The sequence below is a fragment of the Serratia sp. szju genome, assembly GCF_044594185.1.
Lineage (GTDB): Bacteria > Pseudomonadota > Gammaproteobacteria > Enterobacterales > Enterobacteriaceae > Serratia > Serratia bockelmannii.
Map to the genome: position 1 here is coordinate 4,822,227 of NZ_CP172576.1, position 15,664 is coordinate 4,837,890.

The following is a 15,664-nucleotide window of genomic DNA, read 5'->3' on the forward strand; positions in this document are numbered from 1 at the left end:
TAAATCACGCGCAATAAAAAGCCGCCGGGCGTTAACCTCGGCGGCTTTTTTTATCGTTCAACGAGCGGGCTTATTCCATCCATTCGGTATGGAACACGCCTTCCTTGTCGATACGTTTGTAGGTGTGCGCACCGAAGTAGTCGCGCTGCGCCTGGATCAGGTTCGCCGGCAGTACCGCAGAACGGTAGCTGTCGTAGTAGGCGATCGCGGCGGAGAAGGTTGGCGTAGGGATACCGTTCTGCACGGCGTAAGCCACCACGTCACGCAGCGCCTGCTGGTACTCGTCAGCGATTTGCTTGAAGTATGGCGCCAGCAGCAGGTTGGCGATATCGGCATCCGCCGCGTAAGCGTCGGTGATCTTCTGCAGGAACTGGGCGCGGATGATGCAGCCGGCGCGGAAGATCTTGGCGATTTCGCCGTAGTGCAGATCCCAGTTATTTTCTTTAGAAGCGGCTTTCAGCTGTGAGAAGCCCTGTGCGTAGGACACGATCTTACCCAGATACAGCGCGCGACGCACTTTCTCGATGAATTCGGCTTTGTCGCCGCTGAACGGCGCCACTTTCGGGCCAGTCAGCACTTTAGACGCGGCAACGCGCTGGTCCTTCAGCGAGGACAGGTAGCGTGCGAACACCGACTCGGTGATCAGCGACAGCGGTTCGCCCAGATCCAGCGAGCTCTGGCTGGTCCACTTGCCGGTGCCTTTGTTGGCGGCTTCGTCCAGGATCACATCGACCAGGTATTTACCCTCTTCGTCTTTCTTGGTGAAGATGTCTTTGGTGATGTCGATCAGGTAGCTGTTCAGTTCGCCCTTGTTCCATTCGGCGAAGGTTTCGGCCAGCTGCTCGTTGCTCAGGTTCAGCGCCTGCTTCAGCAGGGAATAGGCTTCGGCAATCAGCTGCATGTCGCCGTATTCGATGCCGTTGTGCACCATCTTCACATAGTGGCCGGCACCGTCAGCGCCGATATAAGTCACGCAAGGCTCGCCTTCCGCGACCGCAGCGATTTTCTCCAGGATCGGTGCCACCAGCTCGTAAGCTTCTTTCTGGCCGCCAGGCATGATGGAAGGCCCTTTCAGCGCGCCCTCTTCACCGCCGGAAACGCCGGTGCCGATGAAATTAAAGCCCTGGTCGGACAGTTCGCGATTGCGACGGATGGTGTCCTGATAGTAGGTGTTGCCGCCATCGATCAGGATATCGCCCTTGTCCAGGTGCGGAGTCAACGAGGCAATGGTTTTATCCGTCGCTTCGCCCGCTTTCACCATCAGCAGGATGCGGCGCGGTTTTTCCAGCGATTCGACAAACTCTTCTACGGTGTAATACGGCGCCAGATTCTTGCCCGGGTTCTCAGCGATCACTTCGTCAGTTTTGTCGCCAGAACGGTTGAAAATGGAAACGGTGTAACCACGGCTCTCGATGTTCAGCGCGAGGTTGCGGCCCATTACCGCCATGCCGACAACGCCGATTTGTTGCTTGGACATTTAGGAACTCCTGTCTGAGGATGACCCTGCCGGCAACGTCGGCCAGCAGGTTTTGTGATGTGGCACACATGTTAACTCAGGATTGAGCCGCGTGGGTAGTGATTGGTGCGATAGGTCGACACTCTCGTGAGGTTGATAAGACAATTTTATCTATTCAACGCTTGTTTCAAGCAAAAACGCAAAGCGCTGGTAACGTGCCAGATAAAATGTTTAGAAAAAAGTGAGCGACTGCGCATTTGAGCAAGATGCAATGCTTTAAATTGAGGCAAATAAACGACGTTTATCCCTAACTCCCGCCTCGCTCGCCAGCAAATGTCAAGATCTTCACAGTACATGTAGTAGCGCGTATCAAATCCTCCCAGCTCTCGATAACATTGGGCACTAAACAGCAAAAATGAGCCTGCCGCCCATTCAACTTCGGTATCCTGGGTAATTTTATTCTTGTCGTAGATAGACTTATTCTTCTGCACCAAGAATGAAACGACAAAGCTGCTAATGGTTGGAAAATGCCTTATCCCCTTGTCATAAAAAGTAAAATTTTTATCGTTGAAAAGATTGATCGCAACTATCGGGTATGAGTTATGTTCCGCATGCGACAGCAGCGCTGCCAGCACGGTCGGTTCGATAAAAACATCGGGGTTAAGCACCAGAAAGCGATCCTCATCTCGCATTCCAAGCTCTTGCTGGCACCAAGTGAAAATATAGTTATTGTTTGCGCCAAAACCCATAGGCTGATCAACAAGATAATGAATGCCAGAGTCCTGACAATATTCCTGAAGTTCACGCTGTGGCTTGTTATCTTTCAAAACAACAATGTAATTTTTTGAAGCCAGCAGTTTTAGGCATCCATCGGCAATGATCATGCTGCCATGACCGTGAGATATAACTGAAATGAAGCACCGACATGGCTTAACTAAAGATTCAGGCATAAAAACTCTAATATAAGAAATACAAGGAAACAGTTCTCGTAATGGTTGTTCTTGCAACCGCAAATTTTAGCAAGAAAAGCTGCCAAAGCATAAAGCGACGGGATCTTAACATCCTCTCCAAAAATTTCTTATCCTCTTTTTTGAGCCCCTTACCGTAAATCTCATAGAAACTTACCGCCTGCTCAATCACTAGCCGATTCTGATGTGCAACTGAGGACAGTCGCATAAATTTCGCCAGAATACGTTTCAATCCATAGCCACTGCTGCCAACCACGTTATTCGCATGTTGCCGATACTTGATCAAGCGTTCAGGAAGGAATACCAAGCGTCCAAAAGTGATGGCCAGCAATCCCAGCCACCAATCATGCATCAACATATGCTGACTAGGGCGAAGATGCTTAAGCAATGCTCGATTCACCATCACTGTTGCACCCTGGATGCAGTTTTGGAAAATCAAGCGAGGAAACACCAACTGCTGTACAGGATTAAGACGCTCATTTTGTAAAAAAGAAGCGTTCAAGAAACGAAGTTCGCTATCGACTAATTCAGCATCTGAAAAGATCAATAAAGGCTGAGAATCATCTCCGATTTGGCTTACTACGCGCTGATAATGTTCAATCTTATCAGTTACCCAAACGTCATCCTGATCGCTTAAAAAGACGTTAGCTGCCGTCGTCAAAGAAAGCGCATGCAGAAAATTATGCGCGGGTCCTTTTGGACCCGCAACACGCTGCTGTACATCGAACTGAACTGATGTCGTTGCAGCGAAATCAGCAACCAATTTAAGCGTATTGTCCGTAGAACCATCGTCACTGACAATGATCCTTTGCGGACAGATTGTCTGGCTTACAATCGAGGCAAGCTGCTCGACAATGTAGCGTTCACCGTTGTAAGTACAAACTACAACTTCGTACTCAAACACTTATCGAGCTCCCGGCAGATAAGATTTTACCGTCCATTTTATTTTTCGAAGCAAGGAAAAAATCGCAGGATACTCACGATGCAATTTATTGATAACACGCTGACGAAAATGTGCATACCGATTTAGAGAGGGAATTCCCACCTGCCCACTCAACGGTACCTGACGCAAAGACTCCTCATAGAAGAGCCAAAAACGCTCGGTCTGCGCCTTAAGTAAGGTAACCGAGGTAATAACTCCCGATGCAATAAGCTGCTCGCATGCTGCTGCAAACTCTTTGGAACTGCTTTCCCAATCCGGCCACTTTTCAGCGGTAGCCAAAGCATTTGCTTTCAATTGAGCCAGCTCATTAGGGTTATCCTTAAGGCGATTTATAAATTCGATGATTTCTTGGTTTTGGCGACTGAAAGATACCAGTCCATTGACATTATGCTCAATATATTCGTCGTAGCCGGTCACATCATAACTGATAGAGGTTCCACCGGTATGATAAATCTCCAACGGTGGGCCAAACATTCCTTCAACAGTGGAAAGTTTAACCAAAACATCGCAAGAGGCGTAAATACTACCGATCTCAGAAATTGGCACGCGGCTAAACAGGCGATCAACATTCGGGTAAGCGCCAATTTCTGTAGATGTGACAAACCAGACCTCATCAGCGCGAGACTGTCGGCATAACTCCACCGCAAGTTCCGTATTTTTAAAGCTAACGTTTAACGGACCTTCCACTAATACACGCAGCTTTTCAGGCGCTCGAGGCACTTTGGGTTTAATCCCATCGTTAAAATAATCCTTGCTTATCCCATTTCGGATCAATAACGCATCTTGGTCAAAATGCTCTTTAAGGTATTCTTTAATCCATGTTGCTTCAGTGATAAAATTAACTTGCAAACTGTAGGTAAGATCGACAAGCGTGCGTAAAGTTACCTCACCTTCCGGATAGAAACGCGATTCGATGGATTGAACAAAAAATGCATATTTCTTCGCATTGATTTTATGAAGATAAAATACAGTACGCCACCAGGTCGCAATAACCAGATCAAACTGTTTGTCAGCAGCTTCAGAATAATCCATCCAGGTCATTTTTTCTGCACCTGGAAACCACTGCAATCGCTTATCGTTCGGTTTATCCTCAGTGATAATCGTGATATCGTCACCATTCTTTCGCAAACGTGTAGCATGCTCAAAAATGACATTAGTGCCGCCACTGATATCCGGACTCCATAGTAAAAAAGCAATTTTACTCATTATTTAGCCCCTTTAAACTTTATTCTTTTCACCAAAAAATAAGGATATTTCAAGTACCACACGCCATTCGCATGAAAATCCAAAGGTTTCCACCAAGCAGAACCAAGGGTATGTCTAGGATTTCTCACCAAGCGCTTAAAATAAGACAGAGAGGAGCGTCTGCTCTGCCCAAAGGAGCTAAAGTTGAATACTCCAAAATTCTCATAGTGTTTGATTAACGAAAACTTTTCTCGTTCGACCCGGCTCGGCAACATCACACCACGAAAGTAAAATTTTTTAACCGCTTTGCTGATCTCATGATCAGATAGCGAATAAGCACGCTCTATTTTTGCAAAACCATTGAACTGATGCAACGCACGCTCTTGGAATGGCGCTATTTGCTCATAGAAGAAAGCGAGCTCTGAATCGTTGTGGTCGAAAACAAAATTATCGATACTGTCGCCATATCTCTTCAGACTGCCATGCGATGCTCCCATAAAAACTTCAAAACCGGCACGGAACTCGTTAAACATACCATCACCGAGGCGTTGCCCCCACTGATGGTCAAACAGCAACCCCTCTTTAATATTATTCTTATGGGTTTCTGCCCCATCCAAAATGCCGAAATAATAACCAGAAATATTGCGCTGGGTCGCTTTTACCAAATTATCTTGAATACTGCCCTTCCAGCCAACATCAACTACATGAACCCATTCATCATGCTTTTCCGTCATCAACGAGTCACAGTAGTCATTAAGATAGACATTCTGCTCTTTACGCTCACGCTCGTAGATAGTCTTGAAGAATTCATCATCCATTAACGCAGAAAACGCTGGTAACCCGGCGATATTCAAGTGCTGCTCTTCGAAGTCCACCTGAGGGAAACGCACTTTAAACTCAGATACATAATCATCGAGATTAATGCTTTTCAAAAAGGCAGCCAGACTACATGAACCATACTGATATAATAATTTGTTGAATGTGCTACCGCCCAAAGGCCCTAATGAAGGTAGGTAGGTTGATCGACGCGACACATACATATAATGGCTAGTAATACGCGAAAAATCTTTCGGCAAGCTAGCTTGAAATTTATCAAATGCCTTTTGAAGAAACTCGCCTTCCCTTGCAAAAAAATAAACGTTTTTAGCGTTATTCATCACCAAAGACCAATAAAGCCGACGAGTGAATAAATAAATAGCACTACTTATCCAGTTGAAGTTGAAATTATCTTCAGCGATCACTTGGTTAACTTTATTCTCTACCGCAAGGCGCTCACGATCCGCCCGTAGGCTCTCATCATATCGGTGCTGTTCCACAGGTAAATGATGCGCAAACAGCCCTCTGGCTACCGACATCGCCACATCACTGTGCGCATTATCCCCCAACATGATCGTCTTTTTAACATCCAAACCTAATCTTGCAATAACCACGTCATAAGCTCGCCCTTCTTTCTTCGTTCGCTTATTTTCGCTAGAAACGAAGAATCCATCAAAAATATCATAGAATCCATGATGTTTGGCGAAATAGATAATTGACTGTTGGTCCAAATAAAAATCAGAAACCAGATAAATACGTCTACCTTTCGCTTTTTCAGCTCTCAGCATATCCAACGTTGCTACTATCGGTTTTTGCACCGATAGTTCAATAGCCAACTCTAGATCACGGCAAAAAGCGACGAAGGGCTCACTTTCAGGCAAGCGAACCACAATCTGTGCACGTTGAAGCTCATAATACAGGGCAAGCGACATATCGTCGTAACGGAACTCAGCGTCATCGCCTTGCATTTGACTACTGGCGCACAATCCCGCTTCGATTCTTAAACGTAGCGTATATAGCTCCTCTACGGATAGAGAAAGACGATATGAATCCACGAGAGCAGCAGCCCACTTACGTTTCACGACCTCAGGGTGACAACTACGCTCGACTACAGTATCAAAAAAGTCGACCAGAATGGTTTCGATATTATCGGCAATCGTGACAATCATTGTAGATATAATCCATTCACAGAGTTATTGGTTCGAATTTTGCTTTGAAACGCTTTCCAGCTGTTCCTTAAGCGACTGAATAATCCGCTCTGCCTCAGACAAAGCTTGATCACGAGAACGGACCATCTCTTCCGTGTCCCTGAATGCTTGCATTCTTTCTTCAGAGATGCGCTCTGCCTGTTCTTTATACCGTGTTACTTCATTGATTCTTTCTTCAGCTTCAAGCAACAACTGCCAACGTTGTTCAGCCAAGCGTTCTGCAAACTCTAAACTTTGGCGCAATGGGTAGACCAATTCTTGATCATATTCTATGCGACTCATACCTGTAAATAGCGTATTCTTATTATAAATAGCATCAGCATTAGATGAAATCGCAATGAAAGAGCCATTCATTACGTTCTTGTTTTTTGCATCAAATACCGTAGGCGGCATCTGTTGATCTTGAAACGTATGCACTATAGAGACGAGTTCTTGAGCGATAACAGCAATATCAACATGCGCGAATTGAGCTTGCAACAATGATTTCAGGGCATCCAAAGAGAAGGCCTGAATATGGTACGGGTTCGGCCCATACAAACTGACACAAAAATTCTCGTAATCTTTAGTTGGCACCGAGCAAATAAATACCCCATTTGGTTTCAACACGCGTTTGACTTCTGCAATCGCTAATTCAGGTTGCTCAAGATGCTCCAACGTTTCTAATGAGATAAATGTATCGATGCTACAGTCATCGAACGGCAAGGCTAAAATCGAACCGTGCTCAAAACGAGAATTCGTCGTATTATGCTCTTTTGCATAGGCGATCGCCTCACGATCAACATCCAACCCTGTATAACTAACTACAGCAGGGTTAGACAAGAAAATAGGTGCCGAATATCCGATACCGCATGCACAGTCAACCACAACTCCCTTGGCAAAACTGGCAACGTACTGATAACGCTGGTGATGTTCTTCTCTTAAAAACTGCAACTTAAGAAGATCGTTCTCAATCCGTTCCATACTTACCCCTTGGCCACCACAGACCAGCTATGTTCAATATCATAAATTCCAACGGCACTGAAGTTATCGGCTACAGAAAACTCACAGACCGGTACAGCTTCGTTAATTATCTGTATCCCATCTTGATCATTGACAGCTACTCGCCAGTTATAAATACCTGATAACAACTTCAATGCGGGGAAATCAATGGTCACTCGACCTTCCCGACTAAGGGGAAATGGTTCTAAGCCACGCATTGCTGTAGTCGTCCCACAGATATATACTCCATCTTTACGATAAAGATTAAAGACAAAGGTCAGCCCATCGAATTCCCCGTCACTTCCTTCATATTTATAATCGAAAGACAGTTTAACATTGTCGCCGCTTGCCAGCTCTGTTACTGAATTTCCAGACTGATCGAGAAGAGAGACATTAGCTATTTTTACCAATCTGCTACTTATTTCATTTTCAATAGCTTTATTTTCTGCATCTTGAGCTTCCACCACACTCTTCTGCATATCAGAAAGGTAATGCTGAACAGCAACATCTGCATTTCCAAAATAACGCTGCACACCTTTTTCAAGATATAGTGCACTATTACAAATATTGCGAACCTGATAATCATCGTGTGAAACGAACAGGATTGTACACCCATCGTTTCTGATTTCATTAAACTTCTTTACACATTTTCGCTGAAAGCGTGAATCTCCGACAGCAAGAATTTCATCTACAATTAATATCTCAGGATCGACATGAATGGCTGTTGCAAAGGCTAAACGTGCAAACATACCGCTCGAAAAAGTCTTAACCGGCCGTTCGAGAAATTCACCAATATCGGCAAAGCTAGCTATTTTATCGAAACGCTCCGTAATTTCTTTACGCGTTAGGCCCAGAAGAGAGGCGTTCAGGTAAACGTTTTCACGCCCTGTAAATTCTGGATTAAACCCAGCACCAAGCTCTAACAAAGGTGCAATACGCCCTTTAGTAAATACACTGCCGCTTGTAGGCGCCAAAGTCCCACAAATCATTTGCAACAAAGTTGATTTACCGGAACCATTGACACCAATAATACCGACTGTTTCACCTTTTCTAATCTCAAAGTTAACGGAATCCAGAGCGACAAACTCCCTGCCCTTAGCCCCCCGATAACCCAGCAAAGCCCCCAGACGCTGCATCGGGCTGGAATAAATCTGATAAACTTTACGCAAATTTTGCGCAGAGACAACAACATTAGAGGACATCAGCAAAGCCCCTCTTTACCTTTTTGAACCAAGTTATAGCTAATACGTACAGCATAATACTGATGCCCCAATAGAGTGCATACCCTTCAAGACTGAATAATTTTCCGTACAATACAACATCGCGTAAAGCTTCGACAATAAACGTTAACGGATTAATATAAATCAGCATGCGATATTGTTCTGGAACAGCAGTGATAGGATAAAATATAGGTGACATAAATAACATTAAGGCAATGATAACTGAGACAACCTGCCCCATATCACGAATATAAACACCTAGCGATGACAAGAATAATGAAATGCTATATGATAATAAAACCAATGGCAGAATGACAATAGGGACCAATAATGCCATTAGACTAACAGGTTGTTTTAATAAAACACAAAAAATGGCGAAAACAATACATCCCATAAAGAATTGGAATAATGCGCCAAAAACAGACACCCAGCACAAGGACTCAAGAGGGAATAAAACTTTTTTTACATAGCTGACATTATATACATATATCGTTGTCGCCTTGCCAAGACACTCAGCAATAAAACCATGCGTCAGTAGACCGGTAAACATAATCAACGTGTAATTCTCTGTCGTTGTCAGCCCCCACTTGGCTTTAAACACAAAACCAAAAATAAAGCTATAGATAGAAAGCATAATCACAGGATTTAGCAGTGACCATACTATACCAAGACTGGTCCCACGATAGCGGCTCTCAACATCCCGCTTAGTAAGATTAAAAATCAAACCTGTATTTTTCAACAATGTCTTCATATTAATTATTCATCTGATAAATAATTTTCGGAACTACTTTGTCTAGGCTCATTCGCCAATTGCTATTGCAGATCCCACGTTCACGATATATTTTTTCGCAGTTAAGTATCGCATGCTTAGGTCTTTTGGCCGCGCATTTATATTGCTCACTGTTAATAGAAGACAAAACCATAAATCTATAACTATCATCAAACAACTTAGCTAAAGAAAAAATCTCCGCAGCAAACTCATACCACGAGACAATCTTATCTCCACAGAAATGATATAGCTTGGGTTCATTAACCCCTTGGCTAATAATAGTGAGAATACATTTAGCTAAATCACCAGCATAGGTAGGACGGCCAAATTGATCGTTAATAATAGCAAGCGATTTACGTGTCTTTCCCAATTTAAGCATGGTATGCACAAAAGAGCTGCCATACTCACTGAATAACCAGGATGTGCGGATCACCACGGCGCGTGAGCACGTGGTTAGTACGGCTTGTTCGCCAAGCAGTTTGGTTTGTCCATAGACGTTTAGCGGCCCCGTTGGTGAATTTTCACACAAAGAAATACCTTTTTCTGCGCCACTAAAAACATAGTCTGTCGAAATATGAATCAGTGGAATGCTTAGGCTCTCAGCAATCATAGCCAGATTAGCTGGACCGATAACATTTGCAGCCTCCGCAGCGATGATTTCTTCTTCAGCTTTATCCACTAACGTATAAGCTGCTGCATTTACAATGAAATCTACATTCAACGCCGCGACAGTTTGCTGAACTGCAGGCCAATCAGCAATGTCAAGTTGTTTGTGGTCTAGGCTAATGATCTGCCAATTGTCAGGCAATGTATCCGCCAAGCAATGGCCTAGCTGGCCATTACCGCCAGTTACCAGTATGCGCATTTAAAAAAGCTCGCTGAATAATTTACCTTTAAGATCCTTCTCAGAAAGCTGAGGATGCTCTATCGGCCATTCAATCGCCAGTTCAGGATCGTTCCAGCTCAAGCAGTGCTCGTTCTTCGGATCATAGTAATCGGTGCATTTATAAGCAAAGTCGACTTCATCACTTAACACCAAGAAACCATGAGCAAGGCCAGGTGGGATCCAAAGCTGTTTCTTGTTGTCCTCAGACAGATTGATCCCTAACCACTGTTTGAAAGAAGGTGAATTTGGACGGATGTCCACCACGACATCATAGACCTCCCCTCTTAGGGTATAGACCAGCTTCCCCTGAGGGCGAGAGGTCTGAAAGTGTAAACCTCGCAGCACACCATGTGTCGAACGAGAATAGTTGTCTTGAACAAAATCATGTTCAATATCAAGTAGTTCTCGGTAGCGTTGCTTTTGGAACGTTTCGAAAAAGAAGCCACGCTGATCACCGAAAATCTTAGGTTCAATCACTTTGACGCCGGCAATCTTTGTATCAATTACTTTCATTTGACTACTCACTCACTCGGAATTTCCTACCCAACCAGTGTCTCCCTAGCGCTGCGTCATCCTGAATAAGCCGAGAACACCCCACATTGAACTATATTTAAATGGGTCTAAACGCCCTCTAAATCAACTTCAGATAGTTCGCTATTGAAGACATTGCAGGATAGCACAGTTTCCTCATTCCGTTAAAGCATCCTCCAGCATGCACTCAACCTACCTCTAGCGACCGCATTAGTAATAACAATACTCTAACATATCAAATCGTTAAGCGTTATAATGTCCGGCTTGACATAGAAATGATAGCTGGCTAATGATGATAGCGGACGCTAACAACGCGAAAAAACCATTCCTCGTTAATCTCATCGAGATAAAGTTAGTTTTAAAAAATTTTGTTAAAAGTAACATTTACTCGACAAAACTTAATATAGGATAACTCTGATGGTGATAATAAATTTTTTAATACATGAGACTGACTTAAATATAATGTAAAAAACAAGCATTCATATAATTTAGGTAAAACAGGTGTAATAAAAAATCACACCTGTTTCGGGTTACTTTAACGATAACCCCGAGGGTTGTTCTTCTGCCAATTCCACGCATCACGCATCATGGCATCCAAATCACGGGTAGCCTTCCATCCCAATTCTTTGAACGCCAATTCTGGAGCGGACCAGCATTCTGCAATGTCGCCCTCTCGACGTGGTACAATTTGGTAAGCTACATTGCGACCTGAAGCCTTTTCAAAAGCATGGAGCATCTCCAACACCGAATACCCTACCCCAGTCCCCAGATTATAGACCGTAAAACCTTGATGTTCATCGATGTGTTCAATCGCCTTGAGATGACCTTCAGCCAAATCCATGACATGAATGTAATCTCTGACACCCGTGCCATCCTGTGTCGGATAGTCGTCACCAAAAATTGACAGTTTCTCCAATTTTCCGATTGCCACCTGAGCAATATAAGGCATCAGATTGTTAGGAATACCATTTGGATCTTCACCGATCATGCCAGATTCGTGCGCACCGACCGGGTTGAAGTAACGTAAGGCGGTAATGGAGAATTGCGGTTCTGCTTTAGCGAAATCTTGCAGAATTTGTTCTACCATCAACTTCGACGTGCCGTAAGGATTCGTCGTACCGCCAACGCGTGACGTCTCAGTCAAAGGAACTTGCTCTGGAGTACCGTACACCGTGGCAGAAGAACTGAAGATAAACTTATGCACACCCGCACGACGCATTTCCTCCAACAATACCAACGTGCCAGTGACATTGTTCTGATAATACTCTAGCGGCTTGCGCGTCGACTCTCCGACAGCCTTTAGCCCAGCAAAATGGATCACGGCCGAAATGGCGTGAGCCTCGAAGATACGGTGCAGACACTCAGCATCCAAGATATCGCCTTGGTAGAATTGAGCACTTCTGCCCGCGAGTTTCTCAACGCGACGCAGAGACTCATCGGAAGAGTTCGATAAATTATCTAACACTACGACATCTTCGCCATGTTCCAACAAAGCCAGAACAGTGTGAGAACCGATATAACCGGCCCCACCGGTGACTAAAACCGCCATAAAAACTCCTTACTCGCGCCCCTGGCGCTCAAGATGAACTGTCTTCTTTAAGCAATCAATTGATTTTAAACGAAGCTTGGACTCACGCACGCCTTTTCGATCATAATTGACCATCCATATGTCCCCAGAGTTCCCTTGGTACACTCGTTTTTGGCCAGCAAGTAAACAATCGGCCTGCCAGGAGGCTTTGACCTGGCTCCCTACAAAGAGGCTAAAATATTGGTCCACCGCGTCTTAGCGTGAACCAATAGAAAACGGCAGTCAGAACGTTTGGGTTTGTATTCGCCCCTAAACCTTCAAAACTGCCGTCACTATGAATACTAATGTAAACACACCTGTTTTAGTCCCATGTACTTCGGACTGTCCCACCCCGGTAGACGATCCTGCCCTATAGTTTGAGCATAGGGGGAGCGCATGAGCACACCACGATTTACACCTGAATTTAAGGAAGAAGCCGTCCGTCAGATAACGGAACGCTATTATTCCGTTGACGAAGTGTCTGACCGTCTGGGCGTTTCTGCGCACAGCCTCTACAGTGGCTACGGGCTATCAAGCCTGATAACAGCGAACAGCATGCCCAGGATTTACTGGAAGCCAAAAGCGAGATCCTGAAACTTCGGGCGCGCTAAAACGTACCGAAGAAGAACGGGATATCCTGAAAAAGGCCGCGCGGTACTTTGCAAGGAAGCCCGACTGAAGTACCGCTTTATCAATGAGCACCGTACTGTATGGGATGTGATGACGATGTGTCGGGTACTGAATGTCGCCCGGGCCGGGTTCTATGCGTGGCTTCACAACCCATTTTCGGTGCGTGATAAAGATAACCAGCGTCTGCTGATGCTTATCCGCGACTCACATTCACTGAACGGAGGCGTATACGGTTATCGGCGGGTTCATGGTGATCTGAACGAAATCGGGGAAACCTTCGGCAAAAACCGGGTGGGTCGTATTATGCAACTGAACCTGATAAAGCCGTACTCGATCTTTTCGCCCGTAACGTGGTCGGCTGGTCGATGAAACCCACTCTCTCACGTGAACTGACGCTCGACGCGCTGATGATGGCCGTCTGGCGTCGAAAACCGGACGGTGAGGTCATCGCACATAGTGATCAGGGTAGCCAGTATGGCAGTGACGACTGGCAGCGCTTCTGCCGGGCCAATAACCTGGCTCGGAGCATGAGCCGGCGTGGCAACTGCTGGGATAATGCGGTGGCCGAATCGCTCTTCAGTTCACTGAAAAAAGAACGTATCAGGAAGAGAATATACAAAACCCGGGATCTGGCCCGGGCGGATATCTTCGATTACATTGAAGTGTTCTACAACCGGGCCCGGCGTCACAGTCACCTCCGCGGCGCCAGTCTGGAGGCCTTTGAACAGGCCTCGTCGTGAGGACAGAATTTGTCTACTGCCGTGGGGCAGTCTAATTTATGAAATAGCTTGCCGTACTATGCGACCTCTTTAAACCGGAAAACAGACTAAAAATTAAACTCCACTCACATAATGGTATCCATTTTTCTTTAAATCCCTCTTGTGCATGCACCAATGAATTCCATCCAAAAAATGAGCATTGGGAAAAGCCACGGAAAAGTAAGGAAAGAAAGAAAGAAAGAAAGAAAGAAAGAAAGAAAGAAAGAAAGAAAGAAAGAAAGAAACAAGGAAGGGATAATCAGGAGGCGAATTTCTAACGTTTAGGATCAAAGTGATGGCCAACAACTAGCCACCACTTGAACAACCGGGTGATAGAGTATATCAACTAATAAGCCGACTTGTGTATAAAACCTTTAAATACAGTGAGGAAAATTATTTTTAAGTCGAGCCAAATACTCCAGTCACGAATATACTCGAGGTCATATTCAACACGTTTTTGCATCTTATCCAACGTGTCCGTTTCACCCCGCCACCCATTAATTTGTGCCCAACCGGTGATTCCCGGCTTGACTTTGTGCCTGAGCATATAACCTTCAATAAGATTTCTATATTGTTCATTGTGCGCCACGGCATGCGGCCTAGGCCCAACGATCGACATCCCACCAATCAGCACATTGAAAAATTGCGGCAACTCGTCCAAAGAGGTACGTCGCAAAAATGCACCTACCTTAGTCACTCTGGTATCTCCTTTTTTTGCCTGGATAACTACATCATTATTTTCCATGACAGTCATAGATCTGAACTTCCAAACCATAATAGGTTTTCCGTCCATGCCGTAACGTGTTTGACGAAATATAATCGGTCCATGAGATGTGAACTTGACGGCGAAAGCGATCAAAGCAAGTACGGGAGAGATGAATATCAATATTAAAGTTGACAATAAAATATCTTCAACTCTTTTGAAAACTTTATTTATCCCATTTAGTGGTGTATCGAATAATGGAACAACAGGCACCCCATTAACCTCTTCAGTTCTTGACTGCAAAATATTAAACGTAAAGACATCAGGGATAAACATGACAGAACACGTGGTGTCTGTTAATTGACTCAGTATTTTCTTGAATTTATGTTCTTCGCTCATTTTCATCGCGATATATACATAATCTAGTCGCCCCTGGCGAGCATCCTCAACTAACTTATCCAAGTCACCACAATACTTTATTTCATTATCTTCGTAGCTTTGTATATCATCGTATATACCCTCAACAATGAATCCTAACCAGGGTTCTTCTTTAAAATTCTTCAGCAACTTAACACCAATAGGCATCGACCCTGCAACAGCCACCTTACGATTGTTATACCCCAGATTTCTAATCATCCCTACCAAAAAGCGAATGGCAGAGCGGCAGAATGTAAATCCGATACACACTGAAATATACCAGTATGAAAAAAACTCAAAGTTAAAACTGGAATTCGGCATGAACGAAGTTATTCCGGCAGTCACCACCAAGCTTAGCGTCCAGTTTTTAAGTATAAGCCGGAGCTCCGATGAAAATTTTCCACCGCGCCAAGAGCGATAAAAATCCGTTATCCCGCCTATCATTTGAAATGCAACTAAAGCTATGAGCGCAACCAAAATACTCTCATAGCTAAAGTTAAAGCCATTTATTTTACTTGCAACAAATCCGCCGAAGAAAATAATAGAGATATCAGAAAAACGCTGAACCATAGATATGAGAGATGCATTTGCTTTGGAATGCGCCCGCTGATGCTGTATTTTCATAATAA

General features: G+C 44.5%; 12 protein-coding genes and 1 pseudogene. 1 reads left to right on the forward strand and 12 read right to left on the reverse strand.

Features of this window, described 5'->3' with window-relative positions:
* Positions 1–70: 70 nt before the first annotated feature.
* The 11 genes from gndA to galE all read right to left on the reverse strand — a co-directional run bounded on the left by gndA (position 71) and on the right by galE (position 12,509).
* A complete protein-coding gene (gene gndA / locus RE418_RS22860) occupies positions 71–1,477 on the reverse strand; it encodes an NADP-dependent phosphogluconate dehydrogenase (RefSeq protein WP_025302186.1) in 1,407 nt (468 codons plus the stop codon).
* Between the two features lie 146 nt (positions 1,478–1,623).
* Positions 1,624–2,340 carry a glycosyltransferase gene (locus tag RE418_RS22865; RefSeq protein ID WP_080350752.1) on the reverse strand — a complete coding sequence of 239 codons (717 nt, stop codon included), beginning with the start codon at positions 2,338–2,340 and terminating at the stop codon, positions 1,624–1,626.
* Positions 2,341–2,413: 73 nt separating this feature from the next.
* Entirely contained in the window at positions 2,414–3,328 is a 915-nt protein-coding gene (locus RE418_RS22870) for a glycosyltransferase family 2 protein (RefSeq protein ID WP_049295303.1), read from the reverse strand.
* Complete coding sequence (locus RE418_RS22875) at positions 3,329–4,573, reverse strand: glycosyltransferase family 4 protein (protein WP_089180714.1); 1,245 nt, start codon at positions 4,571–4,573, stop codon at positions 3,329–3,331.
* The gene (locus tag RE418_RS22880) at positions 4,573–6,537 is read right to left on the reverse strand and encodes an HAD family hydrolase (protein ID WP_060447517.1); all 1,965 of its coding nucleotides are present in this window, start codon (positions 6,535–6,537) and stop codon (positions 4,573–4,575) included. The genes RE418_RS22875 and RE418_RS22880 overlap by 1 nt, the downstream gene beginning before the upstream one ends.
* A gap of 24 nt (positions 6,538–6,561) precedes the next feature.
* Positions 6,562–7,536 (reverse strand): methyltransferase domain-containing protein, encoded by a 975-nt coding sequence (locus RE418_RS22885; RefSeq protein ID WP_089180713.1) that lies wholly within the window; start codon positions 7,534–7,536, stop codon positions 6,562–6,564.
* Between the two features lie 2 nt (positions 7,537–7,538).
* Positions 7,539–8,756 carry an ABC transporter ATP-binding protein gene (locus tag RE418_RS22890; protein WP_072070345.1) on the reverse strand — a complete coding sequence of 406 codons (1,218 nt, stop codon included), beginning with the start codon at positions 8,754–8,756 and terminating at the stop codon, positions 7,539–7,541.
* On the reverse strand, positions 8,746–9,525 hold the full coding sequence (locus RE418_RS22895; protein ID WP_049295298.1) for an ABC transporter permease: 780 nt from the start codon (positions 9,523–9,525) through the stop codon (positions 8,746–8,748). The genes RE418_RS22890 and RE418_RS22895 overlap by 11 nt, the downstream gene beginning before the upstream one ends.
* 1 nt (position 9,526) lies before the next feature.
* Positions 9,527–10,408 (reverse strand): dTDP-4-dehydrorhamnose reductase, encoded by an 882-nt coding sequence (gene rfbD / locus RE418_RS22900; RefSeq protein ID WP_049295297.1) that lies wholly within the window; start codon positions 10,406–10,408, stop codon positions 9,527–9,529.
* Positions 10,409–10,942, reverse strand: a complete 534-nt coding sequence (rfbC, locus tag RE418_RS22905) for a dTDP-4-dehydrorhamnose 3,5-epimerase (RefSeq protein WP_049295296.1) — start codon at positions 10,940–10,942, stop codon at positions 10,409–10,411.
* 553 nt (positions 10,943–11,495) lie between these two features.
* Positions 11,496–12,509: a UDP-glucose 4-epimerase GalE gene (gene galE / locus RE418_RS22910; RefSeq protein ID WP_049295295.1), complete on the reverse strand. Its 1,014-nt coding sequence runs from the start codon at positions 12,507–12,509 to the stop codon at positions 11,496–11,498.
* A gap of 414 nt (positions 12,510–12,923) precedes the next feature.
* Between galE and RE418_RS22915 the strand changes: the two are divergent.
* Positions 12,924–13,897 (forward strand): annotated as a pseudogene (locus RE418_RS22915) (IS3 family transposase).
* A gap of 364 nt (positions 13,898–14,261) precedes the next feature.
* Here RE418_RS22915 and wcaJ read toward each other — a convergent pair.
* Complete coding sequence (wcaJ, locus tag RE418_RS22920; protein WP_060447519.1) at positions 14,262–15,659, reverse strand: undecaprenyl-phosphate glucose phosphotransferase; 1,398 nt, start codon at positions 15,657–15,659, stop codon at positions 14,262–14,264.
* Positions 15,660–15,664: the final 5 nt, after the last annotated feature.